This window comes from Kosakonia sp. LAM2021, assembly GCF_016620385.1.
Lineage (GTDB): Bacteria > Pseudomonadota > Gammaproteobacteria > Enterobacterales > Enterobacteriaceae > Kosakonia > Kosakonia sacchari.
Genome location: NZ_JAENHT010000007.1, coordinates 112,339 through 126,239 on the forward strand (window position 1 = coordinate 112,339; position 13,901 = coordinate 126,239).

General features: G+C 55.9%; 13 protein-coding genes. 4 read left to right on the top strand and 9 right to left on the bottom strand.

Features of this window, described 5'->3' with window-relative positions; genetic code table 11:
- Positions 1–53: 53 nt before the first annotated feature.
- Both nlpD and rpoS read left to right on the top strand, forming a co-directional pair.
- Positions 54–1,178, top strand: coding sequence for a murein hydrolase activator NlpD (nlpD, locus tag JKP81_RS15825; RefSeq protein WP_200552470.1), 1,125 nt, complete (start codon positions 54–56; stop codon positions 1,176–1,178).
- 124 nt (positions 1,179–1,302) lie between these two features.
- Positions 1,303–2,295, top strand: coding sequence for an RNA polymerase sigma factor RpoS (gene rpoS, locus JKP81_RS15830; protein ID WP_002442472.1), 993 nt, complete (start codon positions 1,303–1,305; stop codon positions 2,293–2,295).
- 68 nt (positions 2,296–2,363) lie between these two features.
- Here rpoS and JKP81_RS15835 read toward each other — a convergent pair whose 3' ends face one another.
- Together JKP81_RS15835 and JKP81_RS15840 are read right to left on the bottom strand one after the other, a co-directional pair.
- On the bottom strand, positions 2,364–2,729 hold the full coding sequence (locus JKP81_RS15835) for a DUF4440 domain-containing protein (RefSeq protein WP_200552471.1): 366 nt from the start codon (positions 2,727–2,729) through the stop codon (positions 2,364–2,366).
- Complete coding sequence (locus tag JKP81_RS15840) at positions 2,726–3,934, bottom strand: MFS transporter (protein ID WP_200552472.1); 1,209 nt, start codon at positions 3,932–3,934, stop codon at positions 2,726–2,728. The genes JKP81_RS15835 and JKP81_RS15840 overlap by 4 nt, the downstream gene beginning before the upstream one ends.
- 108 nt (positions 3,935–4,042) lie before the next feature.
- On the opposite strand from JKP81_RS15840, the gene JKP81_RS15845 reads away from it, so the two are divergent.
- Positions 4,043–4,930, top strand: a complete 888-nt coding sequence (locus JKP81_RS15845) for a LysR family transcriptional regulator (RefSeq protein WP_200552473.1) — start codon at positions 4,043–4,045, stop codon at positions 4,928–4,930.
- A gap of 300 nt (positions 4,931–5,230) precedes the next feature.
- Here JKP81_RS15845 and mutS read toward each other — a convergent pair whose 3' ends face one another.
- The gene (gene mutS / locus JKP81_RS15850; RefSeq protein WP_200552474.1) at positions 5,231–7,792 is read right to left on the bottom strand and encodes a DNA mismatch repair protein MutS; all 2,562 of its coding nucleotides are present in this window, start codon (positions 7,790–7,792) and stop codon (positions 5,231–5,233) included.
- Positions 7,793–7,950: 158 nt separating this feature from the next.
- Positions 7,951–8,490: a carboxymuconolactone decarboxylase family protein gene (locus JKP81_RS15855; protein ID WP_200552475.1), complete on the bottom strand. Its 540-nt coding sequence runs from the start codon at positions 8,488–8,490 to the stop codon at positions 7,951–7,953.
- Between the two features lie 122 nt (positions 8,491–8,612).
- Between JKP81_RS15855 and JKP81_RS15860 the strand changes: the two genes are divergently transcribed.
- On the top strand, positions 8,613–9,545 hold the full coding sequence (locus JKP81_RS15860; RefSeq protein WP_200552476.1) for an AraC family transcriptional regulator: 933 nt from the start codon (positions 8,613–8,615) through the stop codon (positions 9,543–9,545).
- Positions 9,546–9,622: 77 nt separating this feature from the next.
- On the opposite strand, the gene JKP81_RS15865 is transcribed toward JKP81_RS15860, so the two are convergent.
- The 5 genes from JKP81_RS15865 to JKP81_RS15885 form a co-directional block, all read right to left on the bottom strand.
- The gene (locus tag JKP81_RS15865) at positions 9,623–9,913 is read right to left on the bottom strand and encodes a putative quinol monooxygenase (RefSeq protein ID WP_200552477.1); all 291 of its coding nucleotides are present in this window, start codon (positions 9,911–9,913) and stop codon (positions 9,623–9,625) included.
- 115 nt (positions 9,914–10,028) lie between these two features.
- Positions 10,029–10,964 carry a GlxA family transcriptional regulator gene (locus JKP81_RS15870; RefSeq protein ID WP_200552478.1) on the bottom strand — a complete coding sequence of 312 codons (936 nt, stop codon included), beginning with the start codon at positions 10,962–10,964 and terminating at the stop codon, positions 10,029–10,031.
- An 11-nt stretch (positions 10,965–10,975) separates the two neighbouring features.
- Positions 10,976–12,175 carry an MFS transporter gene (locus JKP81_RS15875; protein ID WP_200552479.1) on the bottom strand — a complete coding sequence of 400 codons (1,200 nt, stop codon included), beginning with the start codon at positions 12,173–12,175 and terminating at the stop codon, positions 10,976–10,978.
- Positions 12,176–12,214: 39 nt separating this feature from the next.
- Positions 12,215–12,976, bottom strand: a complete 762-nt coding sequence (locus JKP81_RS15880; RefSeq protein ID WP_200552480.1) for an SDR family oxidoreductase — start codon at positions 12,974–12,976, stop codon at positions 12,215–12,217.
- A 29-nt stretch (positions 12,977–13,005) separates the two neighbouring features.
- Complete coding sequence (locus JKP81_RS15885; protein ID WP_200552481.1) at positions 13,006–13,821, bottom strand: SDR family oxidoreductase; 816 nt, start codon at positions 13,819–13,821, stop codon at positions 13,006–13,008.
- Between the last annotated feature and the right edge of the window lie 80 nt (positions 13,822–13,901).

The window sequence follows — 13,901 nt, forward strand, 5'->3', positions numbered from 1 at the left end:
ATGTTCGCGGTTATCTTTAAGTCATTGGTAATTTATATATTGTTGGGGGATAAATGAGCGCGGGAAGCCCAAAATTAACCGTAAGCCGTGTTGCGGCATTATCACTGGTTTCACTTTGGCTGGCAGGGTGTTCAAATTCCACTAATGCTCCGGCCCCGGTCAGTTCCGTTGGCGGCATGAAGAGCGCCAGCAGTAATAATTCCAGTTCCGGTATGTTAATCACACCGCCGCCAAAACTTGGCACGTCCGCGCAGCAACCGCAAATTCAGCCGGTACAGCGTCCTGCCGTTCAGCCGACGCAGATCCAACCCGTCGCACAGCAGCCCGTTCAGACGGTGAATGGTCATATCGTCTATAACCGCCAGTATGGCAATATTCCTAAAGGCAGCTACACTGGCGGCAGCACCTACACCGTTAAACGTGGTGATACGCTGTTTTATATCGCGTGGATCACCGGGAACGATTTCCGTGATCTCGCGCAGCGAAATAACGTTGCCGCCCCGTACGGTCTGGAAGTCGGACAAACATTACAGGTTGGCAACGCATCCGGTACGCCAATCACTGGTGGTAACGCCATAACTCGCGCCGATGCTTCTGCGCAAGGAATCGTCTCAAAACCTGCACAAAATTCAACCGTAGTGGTTGCTTCGAAACCGACAATTACGTATTCTGAAGATTCAGGTGAACAAAGTGCTAACAAAATGTTGCCGAACAATAAGCCTGCGACTATCGTCACAGCGCCTGTTACGGCTCCTTCTGTAAGCTCAACCGAACCGACTGCCAGCAGTACATCAACCAGCTCGCCGATTGCATCATGGCGCTGGCCGACTGAGGGCAACGTTATCGATAACTTCTCTGCGACCGAAGGTGGCAATAAAGGTGTCGATATTGCGGGCAGTAAAGGACAGGCTATCGTCGCGACCGCAGATGGGCGCGTTGTATATGCCGGTAACGCACTGCGCGGTTACGGTAATTTGATCATCATAAAACACAACGATGATTACCTGAGTGCCTACGCCCATAACGACACTATGCTGGTCCGGGAACAACAAGAAGTTAAGGCGGGGCAGAAAATCGCTACCATGGGTAGCACCGGCACCAGTTCTACACGCTTGCATTTTGAAATTCGTTACAAGGGGAAATCCGTAAACCCGCTGCGTTATTTGCCGCAGCGATAAATCGGTCAAAGTGAATGAAGTGCTCCCCATTTGAGTCGTTGCAGCGTGCGCAGATGCCGCTGCAGCCGGCAAAATGAGTAGTCTTCAGGTGCTTTGCCCAGGGATCACGGGTAGGAGCCACCTTATGAGTCAGAATACGCTGAAAGTTCATGATTTAAATGAAGACGCGGAATTTGATGAGAACGGAGTAGAGGCTTTTGATGAGAAAGCCTTAGTAGAAGAGGAACCCAGTGATAACGACCTGGCTGAAGAGGAGCTGTTGTCGCAGGGTGCTACCCAGCGGGTTTTAGACGCTACTCAGCTGTACCTTGGGGAAATTGGGTACTCCCCGCTCTTAACGGCCGAAGAAGAAGTCTATTTCGCACGCCGTGCGCTACGTGGTGATGTAGCCTCTCGCCGTCGCATGATCGAAAGTAACCTGCGTCTGGTGGTGAAAATTGCCCGTCGTTATAGCAATCGTGGTCTGGCGCTGTTGGATCTGATTGAAGAGGGTAACCTGGGGCTGATCCGCGCCGTTGAGAAATTCGACCCGGAACGTGGGTTCCGTTTCTCAACGTATGCCACCTGGTGGATCCGTCAGACCATTGAACGGGCAATCATGAATCAAACCCGTACGATTCGTCTGCCAATCCACATTGTTAAAGAGCTGAACGTCTATCTGCGTACTGCACGCGAGTTGTCCCATAAGCTGGACCACGAGCCGAGCGCAGAAGAGATTGCCGAACAGCTGGATAAACCTGTTGATGATGTCAGCCGTATGCTGCGTCTCAACGAGCGCATTACCTCAGTTGATACGCCGCTGGGCGGTGATTCTGAAAAAGCGCTGCTGGATATCCTGGCCGATGAGAAAGACAACGGCCCGGAAGACACCACGCAAGACGATGATATGAAACAAAGCATCGTTAAATGGCTGTTCGAACTGAACGCCAAACAGCGTGAAGTGCTGGCGCGTCGTTTCGGTCTGCTGGGTTATGAAGCTGCGACACTGGAAGATGTAGGCCGCGAAATTGGTCTCACTCGTGAACGTGTCCGCCAGATTCAGGTTGAAGGTCTGCGTCGTCTGCGTGAAATCCTGCAAACGCAAGGGCTGAATATCGAAGCGCTGTTCCGCGAATAAGCACCATTTCACGACAAAAAGGCCGCTCGCAGATGACGCGGCCTTTTTTCTTTGCTTTCTATTTGCCGTTACGCTGCCTGCGCCGTCTCATGCAAATGACGCCACGACACGCGCCCTTGCTGAAACTGAAACACCACCGTCGACCAGCGCACATGCTCGCCCTGCGTTTCCCGATAGCCGATTACCGCGCCGCCGTCCCACTCCGCCAGCGGTTCGATGTTATCGACAACAATCTTTAGCCCCGCACGGCTACCGCGTTGCGCCTGGAAAAAACCGGCAAGCGCCGCATAGTCCAGAAATACGCCGGAAAGTGTCACCATGGAGAAGTTTTCGGCAAAGCGCGCCATCAATGCCTCCAGTTCACCTTCACCCCGGCTGAGCCAGTTTTCGATGGCGATATGCGCGTCAATAATTTCAGTAACATAGGCTTTCATGGTTTCTCCTGATGCAGATAGTGCAGAGTTTGTTGGTTATTCAGTCGCAGGGCGGCCACCAGCGGTAACAAGGAAAAGGCGGCAGCGGTAATAAACGTGCCGCGCCAGGCCAGTAAGGGGGGAAACAGATGCTGTAACGCGCTCAACACGAACGCCAGCAAGGTTGTCCCGAGAAAGAAGCTCAGTTGCCGGTTAAGATTCCACAGCGCGCTAGCATCGGGCATTTCATGATGGGTAATCGTCAAAAAGGCGCTGCTTTGCGCGGTGCTGCTGCACAAACTCCCACCCGCGCCCATCAGGGTAAATGCTGCGGTAACGACGCTGACAGGCGTCTGTGGCGTAACGCCCGTCAACATCAGTATCCCGGCAGCCTGCAATAAACAGCCAGTGATGATTAATGGTCGCGGGCCAAGGCGGTTGAAATAACGGCCGCTAAAACAGATCGCGGCGAAAGAAGCCAGCGACCACGGGATCATTAATGCGCCTGTCACTGCGGGCGACATCCCGGCGATGCGCTGCAAATAAAACATGCCTACCACACTCACACCGATGAACATCCCCGGTACGCACAGATAAATCAGCATGGCGAAGCGCAGCAGTGAATTGCGCAGTAAGGGTAAATGCAGCAGGCGCGACGACCCGCTTGCCACCGGCTCATCTTTTAGCCAGAGGCTCGCGAGCAGCAGCGTCAACAGCGCAACAGGCAGCGTGGCGAAGAAAATCCAGCGCCAGCTAAAAGACTCTACCAGCACGCCCCCGATCGCGGGCGAGCAGGCGGGAGCCAGCAGCGCGACCAGCATCACGACGGATGAGACTTTGGCGCGTTCATGGGGCTCAAATTGCTGCCAGGTTAACGCTTGTCCCACCGGGATCAGCAGCCCGCCGCCCATGCCTTGCAGCACGCGCCAGAAAATCAGGCTGCCTGCGGAGTTTGCACAGCCTGCCGCCATCGCCGCTACGCTGAATACTATCAATGAAAAGATAAAGATCCGTCGTGCGCCAAAGCGTCTGGTTAGCCGGGCGCTAAACGGGATCGCCAGCGTTAAACCGGCGATATACCCATTGCTGACCCACGCCAGAGTAGAAACTGAAGCCTGCAAGCTAACCGCCATCGCCGGGAACGCCACGCTGGCAATAAACATGTTGATTAGGTCGAGAAAAAAGCCCAGCAGATAAACCACCGCGACCTTGTTGCGATACACCATTTTCTACCCCTCCTGTGTGGAGGCGTACTGTAGCGGGGCGATGGAACGGGATAAACGGCGTACCGGGCGATATACTGTCAAAATTATTTTTACAATGATGGAAACCCGATGCTCAATTTATCGCGTATGGCTATTTTTATTGCCGTGGTCGATACCGGCAGTTTCACCGCAGCCGCTGTCGCACTTGGGCAAACCAAAGCGGTGGTCAGCTTTAATATCCGCCAGCTTGAAAACGAGCTCGGCGTAACCTTGTTGCTACGTTCAACGCGGCGGCTAACGCTAACCGATGCGGGCAGTTTGTTTTATCAGCGTGGTGTTGAACTGCTCAATGCCGCAGAGAGCTTGCAAGATGATGTCCGGTCGAGCCACGTGGGTTTATGCGGTGAGCTGCGGATCACCAGCACGCCGGAGTATGGCGCACAGGTTGTGGTTCCGGCGCTGGCGGCGTTCGGTCAGGATCATCCCGGTTTACGCATCCGCCATGTGGCCTCGTCTCAGCATAATGACTTGATTTCAGAACGTTTTGATGTGGCGATCCGCTTAGGATCGCTGGCGGATTCGCGCTATCACGCAGCGCTGATTTCACGCTTCGCGATTGTGCCAGTGGCAACGCCCGAATGGCTGCGCGCCCATCCTGTAACCTCGCTGCAATCGCTGGCGCAGGCGGAGTGGATCATTCATGAGCGCTTAAGCGCACCGCTGCGCTGGCAGGTTACCGATGCCAGCGGGCGCAGCGAAACGCTGGAAATCACCGCGCCTGCGCGGTTATCCGCAGATAGCGCGCAGGCGTTAATGGCATTCGCGCTTGCTGGCTGCGGCGTGGCGTTATTACCGCTGTGGCTGGTGCAAACGGCGCTGGACAGTCACCGGCTTATTCATTTGTTGCCGGAATACCGCTTCGCGCAGCAGGGGGTTTATGCCGTCTATGCGGATGCGCAGCATCAGCCGGCCAAAGTCCGCGCGTTTGTTGATTTTTTGCGTGCGCGTCTGGCGTAGTGCCGCCTCAGCTTTATAGCTCATCAGTCACATTTAAACGGCCTGAAAACGTGGCATCCAAAACCTGAACGTAAACGGACCGGCACCGTCAATAAGGCGGAAACAGCATATGTCCATCCAGGCGAGTGATCGCCGGTAAAAGGTGGTTCAGCCTGGTCATCGCGAACCGCTACGCCGATCCAGATGTGTGTTTTGCGTGGTGTCGTAATTGTTGATACTGCACCGCGCGGGCGCGGGAGATGTCGGCGTGGCTGGCGAAGAAGTGAAAATCCCTCTCCCGTTCAGGGAGAGGGAGAGGTGTTATAGCAGGTTTTTCAGCCGGTAAATCCACTCCAGCGCCTGGCGCGGCGTTAGGCTGTCCGGATCGAGGTTTTCCAGTGCTTCAACCGCCGGGTTTGTCTCTTCTGGCGCGGCCAGCAGTGACATTTGCGTGCCGTCGATTTGTGTGGCTGCCGCGCTCGGCGACAGGCTTTCCAGCTCGCGCAATTTACCGCGTGCTCGCTTGATCACCTCTTTGGGCACCCCTGCCAGTGCAGCGACTGCCAGGCCATAGCTCTTGCTGGCCGCGCCATCCTGCACGCTGTGCATAAAGGCAATGGTATCGCCGTGTTCCAGCGCATCGAGATGCACATTCGCCACGCCTTCCATTTTTTCCGGCAACTGAGTCAGCTCGAAATAGTGGGTGGCAAACAGCGTCAACGCTTTGATCTTATTCGCCAGATTCTCCGCACACGCCCACGCCAGCGACAGACCATCATACGTCGATGTCCCGCGGCCAATTTCGTCCATCAGCACCAGGCTGTTTTCCGTGGCGTTATGCAGGATGTTGGCGGTTTCGGTCATCTCCACCATAAACGTGGAGCGTCCGCTGGCGAGATCATCCGCCGCGCCGACGCGGGTAAAGATGCGATCGATTGGCCCGATCTCCACTTTTTGCGCCGGAACATAGCTGCCGATATAGGCCAGCAACGCAATCAGCGCGGTCTGGCGCATATAAGTACTTTTACCGCCCATATTCGGGCCGGTGATGATCAACATCCGCCGCTGCGGCGACAGGTTCAGCGGGTTGGCGATAAACGGCTCTTTCAGCACTTGCTCAACCACCGGATGGCGGCCTTCGCTAATACGAATGCCCGGTTTTTCGCTAAAGGTCGGGCAGCAGTAATTCAGGGTATAAGCACGCTCCGCCAGGTTGACCAGCACATCCAGCTCGGCCAGTGCGGCGGCGCTCTGCTGCAAATCCGCCAGATGCGGCATCAGCAGATCAAACAGCTCTTCATAGAGCTGTTTTTCCAGCGCCAGCGCTTTCCCTTTGGAGGTAAGAACCTTGTCTTCGTACTCTTTCAGTTCCGGAATAATGTAACGCTCAGCATTTTTCAACGTCTGACGGCGTACATAGTGAATCGGTGCAAGGTGGCTCTGCCCACGGCTGATCTGAATGAAATAGCCATGCACCGCGTTATAGCCCACTTTCAGCGTATCCAGCCCCAGCCGCTCACGCTCGCGGATCTCGAGGCGGTCGAGATAATCGGTCGCGCCATCTGCCAGCCCACGCCACTCATCCAGCTCTGCGTTATATCCCGGCGCAATCACGCCGCCATCGCGCACCAGCACCGGAGGTGCTTCAATGATGGCGCGCTCCAGCAGTTCGCGTAACTCAACAAATTCGCCCATTTTTTCACGCAGCGCCTGTACCGGTGCGCTGTTGATATCTGCCAGCTGGCTGCGCAGTTCCGGTAATTGCTGGAAAGCGTAACGCATACGCGCCAGATCGCGTGGACGGGCAGTGCGCAGCGCCAGACGCGCCAGAATACGCTCCAGATCGCCCACCTGACGCAGCACCGGTTGCAGCTCGCTGGTGTGTTCCTGCAATGCGCTGATGGTTTGCTGGCGTTCGGTCAGCACTTTCGTATCGCGCACCGGCATATGTAGCCAGCGTTTAAGCATACGGCTGCCCATCGGTGTGACGGTACAGTCGAGCACCGACGCCAGCGTGTTTTCGACGCCGCCTGCCAGGTTCTGGGTGATCTCCAGATTTCGGCGCGTCGCGGCATCCATAATAATGGTGTCCTGCTGGCGTTCCATGGTGATGGAGCGAATATGCGGCAGAGCGGTGCGCTGCGTGTCTTTCACGTATTGCAGCAGGCAACCGGCGGCGCACAGGCCGCGCGGCGCATTCTCGACGCCAAAACCGACCAGGTCGCGCGTGCCGAACTGCATATTTAATTGCTGGCGCGCGGTGTCAATTTCGAACTCCCACAGTGGGCGGCGGCGCAAACCGCGGCGGCCTTCAATCAGCGCGGTTTCTGCGAAATCTTCCGCATAGAGCAATTCTGCCGGATTGGTACGTTGCAGCTCGGCGGCCATGGTGTCACGATCCGCGGGTTCGCTAACGCGAAAACGCCCGGAACTGATATCCAGCGTCGCATAACCAAAGCCTTTGCTGTCCTGCCAGACGGCGGCGAGCAGGTTGTCCTGGCGCTCCTGTAACAGCGCTTCATCGCTGATGGTGCCAGGCGTGACAATGCGCACCACTTTACGTTCGACCGGCCCTTTGCTGGTGGCCGGATCGCCAATCTGCTCGCAAATCGCCACCGATTCACCCAGGCTCACCAGCTTCGCCAGATAGTTTTCCACCGCATGATGCGGCACACCCGCCATCGGAATCGGCTCACCGGCAGACGCGCCGCGTTTGGTCAGTGAAATGTCCATCAGCTGCGAGGCGCGTTTGGCGTCGTCGTAAAACAGCTCGTAGAAGTCGCCCATACGGTAGAACAGCAGAATATCCGGGTGCTGTGCTTTCAGCTTCAGATACTGCTGCATCATTGGCGTATGTGCGTCGAAATTGTCGATAGTACTCATCGGTCAGTGATGTCCATTATCGTGAAATATATGAGTGAATCTTTTGTTGTTCTGGTTAGCGATCACTCTGCCAGGGCAGCATGATAACGAAGTCTGAGGGGCTGGGAAACAGGAAGGAAAAACCTGGCTTCCCATCATGCGGGAAGCCAGGCGGAGCGTTACAGAGCGGCGGCTTTCGGGAAGTCCACAACCGTGTCGTTGACGCGATTAATCATATTGGTAAACAGAATGGCGCTGATAGCGCTGATTATCTCGACAATCTGACGATCTTCGAAACCGGCGCTGCGCAGCGATTCAACTTTTCCCGCCGGCAGCGTGCCGTGCGTGGTGACCACGGTTTTAACGAATTTCAGCAGCGCGTCAATGTGCGCATCTTCAGGGAATTCGCCACGGCGCAGCTGCTGCGTTTGCTCCACACTATAACCCGCCATTTTTCCCGTTAACGTATGCGCGGCCAGGCAGTAGTCACAGCCGGAAATTTCACTGACCAGTAAGTTGATTGCTTCCAGCTCTTTTTTATTCAGCGAACTTTTTGCCAGTGCGGCATTATGTTGTAACGCCTGAGCAAGCATCTCCGGGGCAATGCCAATGGTCTGGTAGGCATTAGGAACTTTACCCATCGCTTTCTTAATGGCACCGAAAAGATCGGCGGTTTTATCGGTGGCGTTTTCGGGTTGAATGGATGTTAAACGGCTCATGATGATCTCCTGTCAGTGTATGGGTTCCGCCGTATTGGCGATGTGCTCATAATAGGCAGATAGCTTGCGGGTAACCGTTATACATCGTCTCTATTTTTTGTCTTATCGTCTCAGAGGAAAATGTGGATAGCCTCAGCCAACTGCTTGCGATGCTGGCGCCAACATGCGCTGTAAATCTCCACTGCCGCTTTGCCGGGCGCTGGGAAGCCGGTCATGATCAGCTTGCGCCTGGCGTGGTGCCCTGGCATGTGGTTTTGCACGGCGAAGCGAGGCTGGTGGTAGAAGGTCGGCATGTGGATGTGCGCGCAGGCGATGTGCTCCTGCTTCCCCACGGTTCGCCGCATCTGCTCCAGAGTCTGGTCGAATGGGGGCAGGTGGTTCCGGCGTTAAAGCATGACAACGGTATCCTGACAGAAGTCCGAAGCCCGGCGAAGGGCGAGGCGGTGGAAGTGCTGTGCGGCGAATTTGATTTTGGCCCGCACAGCGGCTGGTTGTTTGCCCATGAAAGCCGCCTTATCCATCTGCAAACAAACCACTGGCAGGCATGCCCTGAACTGGAAATGTTGCTGATGATGCTGGTGCGTGAAAGCCTCGGTTCACTGCCGGGGAATGCGACGATTGCCAAAGGGCTGGCTGATACGCTGCTGGCGCTGATCTTGCGTCTGTTGCTCGCATTACATGAGCCGCCCGCCGGTCTGCTCAGACTGATGAGCAACAAACGGCTTGCCCCCGCGTTGCTGGCCGTCATCGCCGATCCTGCGCACCCGTGGACTCTGGAAACCATGGCCGAACGGTGCTTTTTATCCCGCGCGACATTTGCCCGTTATTTTGCCCGCAGCTATCCGCTTACGCCGCAGGCGTGGCTTTCCCAGCTGCGTATGGCGTTGGCCTCGCAGTTACTCATTACGCAAGCGGGTTTAACTGTCGACGCCATCGCCGAACGATGCGGGTTTCTTTCGCTGTCCTCGTTTTCGAAAGGGTTTAAACGGGTGTATGGTGTGAGCCCGGCGCAATACCGAAAACGCCGAACCCATCTGCACACGCCTCAGCCATAATGTTTGCGAATGCAAAAACGGGCTGGCAAAAATCGCCAACCCGTTTAAAGATTTTGCTCGCTGAAAACCATCAATGATTAAGCACCACTGCTGAGGGTCATGACGTTAAGGTCGGCGAGCCCGTCAATAGCGCTGACTAACGCCCTGAATGGTGCAGCCTGGCTGTGTTGTTCCAGCATGTTTGCCGATGCCCAGCGCTCAATCATCACGAACTGGTGGTCGTTTTCACGGTTCACATGCAATTGATAAGATAGACAACCCGGTTCACCCTGCACATCGCGTTCAACGGTTTTAAGCGCCCCGGCTACCTTTTCGCGGCTACCGGCATGGGCGGTAATCGTTGCAACAACCGTTACGGTATCGTTCATTTTATGCTCCTGATTTTATGTGAAAGTTCAGGTAAGTCTACGCCGCCTGTCAGTATAAAAAACCCGTTTTTGGCATTAGCTCTTTCACCGCAGGAATGAAAATCGGCATGAAACCTTAACGGCCGGTACGTAGCGATTGCGGCGGGATGCCATAGCCACGCACGAAAACTTCCCGCATATGGCGACCATCGCGAAAACCGGCTTCACGGGCAATCGTATCCAGCGAAAGCCGGCTCTGCTCAATCATTAGCCTCGCCGCTTCCAGCCGTAATCCTTCAATCGCTTTTGCTGGCGATTTGCCCGTCTCCTGACGAAACAGGCGACTGAGCTGGCGGGCGCTCACGTGAACCGCATCGGCCAGCAGCTCTACCGTCAGCGCTTTTTTCAGATTATTGCGGGCGTATTCCAGCGCGCTTTGCAGCCGATCCGAGCGCGGTGCCAGCGCCAGCATTTCAGAGTGCTGCGTCTGCCCGCCGGAGCGGCGTTGATTCATCACCAGCCGGTGCGCAACGACACGTGCTGCCTCGGCACCCAGATCTTTTTCCACCATACCGAGCGCCATATCCAGCCCGGCGGTCATCCCGGCGGATGTCCAGATGCGATCATCAATGATAAAAATACGATCGTCTTCAAGCTGAACATCCGGATGTTGCAGCACCAGGCTTCGGGCGTGCGCCCAGTGCGTAGTGGCGCGCTTTTTCTCCAGCAAGCCCGCCTGCGCCAGCACAAATGCGCCGGTGCAGATCCCCGCGATGCGGCGCGCCTGTAACGCGGTGGTTTGCAGAAAGTGAACGATACCAGCGCTGGCCGGTTCATCCATGGGCGACAGCACACCCGCGACCAGCCATGTGTCGATTTGCGTGACGCTTTCCAACGGTCGGGACTCGACGCCAATGCCGGATGAGGAATAAACCGTGCCGCCAAACTCTGAATAGACCGTTGGCTGATACAACGCTTCACCGGCAACAAGGTTGGCGAACTCAAACACCGTCAAGGTGGACAGCGCCAGCATCTGAAAATGGTCGGAAATAAGTAATCCAATTTTGTGCATCTCGACACCCTTTAACATGCGCTGGCGGCTGGCAAAGCCCGGCTTCGAACGCGTAATCGTTCAGAGATCCATAAACTGATAAGCGCCAATAGTAAAAACAGAACTGCGCTTAGCATCACACCATAAAAGCCGAACAGCGGATAGAGCCATGAAGCGACCGCCGAGCCAAAACCAATGCCGCAAAACATAAACGCGCTGGTCAGGGCGAGCGAGATACCGCGTGTCGACGCCGATGCGATTTCGACAATCCGCCGTTGCTGGGTTGGCCACAGAAGATCGGTAGAAAACGCCCACAGCACCAGTAACAAATAGAGCAACGCCAGCTTACCGGGCAGGATCATAAGCAGCAGCATATCCAGCACCAGCATAGTGATGCCAGTGACCAGTAATCGTTCGGCGCTATAACGGCGTGCGGCGCGGCCAACAAACAAGTTCCCCAAAATCCCGGCAACACCAATCACCGTCAGCGCTATCGAAACACTGGCGGTATCGCCTTGCCAGCGATCGCGGATCATCGGCGAAATAAAGGCATACATGTCGTACACGCCGGAGGTAATGAAAAAGACCACCAAAAACGCCGCCAGCGATTTGCCATCCATTAACACCTGTCCCACCTGGCGTAAACGAATATCCACTCCTTTAACGATGTTCGGCACAGAGAACCAGACGGCCAGCGCGGTCAGCACACTCACCAGCGCGACAAGTGCAAACAACGGTCTTGCGCCCCAACCATTCGCGATCCACGCCGCCAGCGGAATCCCCACCATACTTGCCATGGAGACGCCGAGCAGGATCGTAGCAATGGCGCTGCCACGTTCATGTTGCGTGACAAGTTCCGCGCCGAGCGCCACCAGCACCGGGCCAATCAGCGATGCGCCCAGCCCCATCACCACGCGGGAGATAACCAGCGTGGTGTAATCGGGGGCGATGGCGAAAATAAATGCCCCGAGGCCGAACACCAGCATCCCGGCCAGCACTTGATATTTGCGCATCACATGACCCAAAAACACCTGCGCCAGCGGTGCGCTGATGGCAAAGGTCAGGCCGAAAATAGCGAGTAAACGCGCGCTTTGACCATCACTCAACCCCCATTCATGTGAGATGGCGGTCAGGCTGCCCGCTACCGATAGCGCTCCCGTTGCCTGAATAAAATACGCCAGGCTCAGCGCCCACAGCGCGCGTCGTTGCGCCAGAGATAATCGATTATTCATCATTCACTCCCGCTGCGGGGCCCAGGCCCCGCAATTCGATTACGCCACAGGGATCGGGTTGTCCACCATCGCCTGGTTAAAGGCGTTGACCATCTCATGTTCGTTCGCGCCTGGGTTGGCGCGGGCGTGCAGCACGCTATCGACAATGGCTTCAATGGTATCGGTGCCCAGCTTGTCGAAGGTCTGCTGGATAAAGTCCGGCAATGGCATCGCACGGGTGTCGCCACTTTTGTAGATCAGGTCGGTATCCACCCACGGCGGCGAAATTTCGATAACCTTGATACCAAAATCTTTCAGCAGGAAGCGCTGAGACAAGGTGTAAGAGTGGATAGCGGCTTTGGTCGCCGAATAGAGCGCGTTACTGACGAGAGGTAAGAACGCCAGAATCGAACTGTTATTAATAAGTACCGCGTCCGGCTGCTGTTTCAGGTGCTCAATAAACGCCGCGCTTACCCGCACAGGACCTAACAAGTTGGTGTCTAACAGCGTGGTGGCCATTGCGTCATCCAGTTCACCGGCGGGGTTGTCGAACGGCATAATGCCTGCATTGTTGATAACCACGTTCAGCGCCGGGTAGCGCGACAGCACCTCTTGTGCCGCCGTTTTGATGCTTGCGGCCTGCGTGACGTCCAGTACCACGGAATCCATGCCCGGGTTGGCTTCTGTGACGCTATCCAGCAGCGCTTTTCGCCGCCCGGAGATGATCACTTTATTGCCCAACTGGTGAAATTTTTCCGCCATCGCGCGGCCAATGCCTGAAGTGCCGCCGGTGATAAAAATCGTATTGCCTGTCAGTTTCATAAAAAAAGCCCTTTGTTTGAAATGGGTGCTCAGTGCGTGGTAGCCGGGCGGTAGCGCTCAGCCGGTACGTTACTGGAGAGATTGGGCAGCATGGCCTGTCGGCGCTGTTCCATTGCCTGCCAGTCCGCGTCGTTGTGCAGTGAGGGGATGGTGACGAGTTCACCCTGCGCGAAGCCAACCAGCGCGGCGTCGACCAGATCGTAAGCACTCATCACTATGGATTTATCCAGCTGTTCCAGCGGCAAGCCGCCGTTGTCCCAGAAAGGCGTTGCTGTTGCGCCGGGTAACACGGCCTGGATCTGAATGCCTTTATCTGCGAGTTCATGATGTAGCGACTGGCTAAACGCCAGCACAAAGGCTTTTGTTCCGCCGTAGACCCCGTTCAGCAGTTCCGGCGCGATGCCGACAATCGAGGAGATATTGATAATGGCGCCCGCGCCGCGCGCCACAAAACCTGGAACGACCGCATATGTGAGGCGGGTCAGCGCGGTGACGTTGAGGTTAATCATCGCCTCCATCTGATCGACATCGCTGGATAACAGCGGTGTGTGCGTCCCGATGCCGGCGTTGTTCACCAGCAGCGTGATGCTGGCATCTTCACGCAGCTTCGCTTCCAGTGTGCGCAGTTGTTGGGCGTCGTTTAAATCGGCGGCGACGGCTTCCACATTGCGGGCGGTATCTGCCGTGATGTGGCTGGCCATCTGGTTCAGGCGGTTATGGTTACGGGCGACGATAATCAGGTCATAGCCCATTCTGGCAAGGCGGTTGGCGTAAATTGCGCCAATACCGGTTGATGCGCCGGTGATAACAGCCGTGCCTTTGTGAGGTTGCGTAGCGGTGGTCATGCGAGTCTCCTTAGGTCAGCAATAGATGCGTTGGAAGCATCATAAGCAAACCCTGTATGTCTTAAATGACGTTTATAGGC

Excerpts from the sequence above, each read along its gene's own strand:
- nlpD (WP_200552470.1), top strand. The coding sequence starts at position 54 with ATGAGCGCGGGAAGCCCAAAATTAACCGTAAGCCGTGTTGCGGCATTA.
- rpoS (WP_002442472.1), top strand. The coding sequence starts at position 1,303 with ATGAGTCAGAATACGCTGAAAGTTCATGATTTAAATGAAGACGCGGAA.
- JKP81_RS15835 (WP_200552471.1), bottom strand. The coding sequence starts at position 2,729 with ATGAAAGCCTATGTTACTGAAATTATTGACGCGCATATCGCCATCGAA.
- JKP81_RS15840 (WP_200552472.1), bottom strand. The coding sequence starts at position 3,934 with ATGGTGTATCGCAACAAGGTCGCGGTGGTTTATCTGCTGGGCTTTTTT.
- JKP81_RS15845 (WP_200552473.1), top strand. The coding sequence starts at position 4,043 with ATGCTCAATTTATCGCGTATGGCTATTTTTATTGCCGTGGTCGATACC.
- mutS (WP_200552474.1), bottom strand. The coding sequence starts at position 7,792 with ATGAGTACTATCGACAATTTCGACGCACATACGCCAATGATGCAGCAG.
- JKP81_RS15855 (WP_200552475.1), bottom strand. The coding sequence starts at position 8,490 with ATGAGCCGTTTAACATCCATTCAACCCGAAAACGCCACCGATAAAACC.
- JKP81_RS15865 (WP_200552477.1), bottom strand. The coding sequence starts at position 9,913 with ATGAACGATACCGTAACGGTTGTTGCAACGATTACCGCCCATGCCGGT.
- JKP81_RS15870 (WP_200552478.1), bottom strand. The coding sequence starts at position 10,964 with ATGCACAAAATTGGATTACTTATTTCCGACCATTTTCAGATGCTGGCG.
- JKP81_RS15875 (WP_200552479.1), bottom strand. The coding sequence starts at position 12,175 with ATGAATAATCGATTATCTCTGGCGCAACGACGCGCGCTGTGGGCGCTG.
- JKP81_RS15880 (WP_200552480.1), bottom strand. The coding sequence starts at position 12,976 with ATGAAACTGACAGGCAATACGATTTTTATCACCGGCGGCACTTCAGGC.
- JKP81_RS15885 (WP_200552481.1), bottom strand. The coding sequence starts at position 13,821 with ATGACCACCGCTACGCAACCTCACAAAGGCACGGCTGTTATCACCGGC.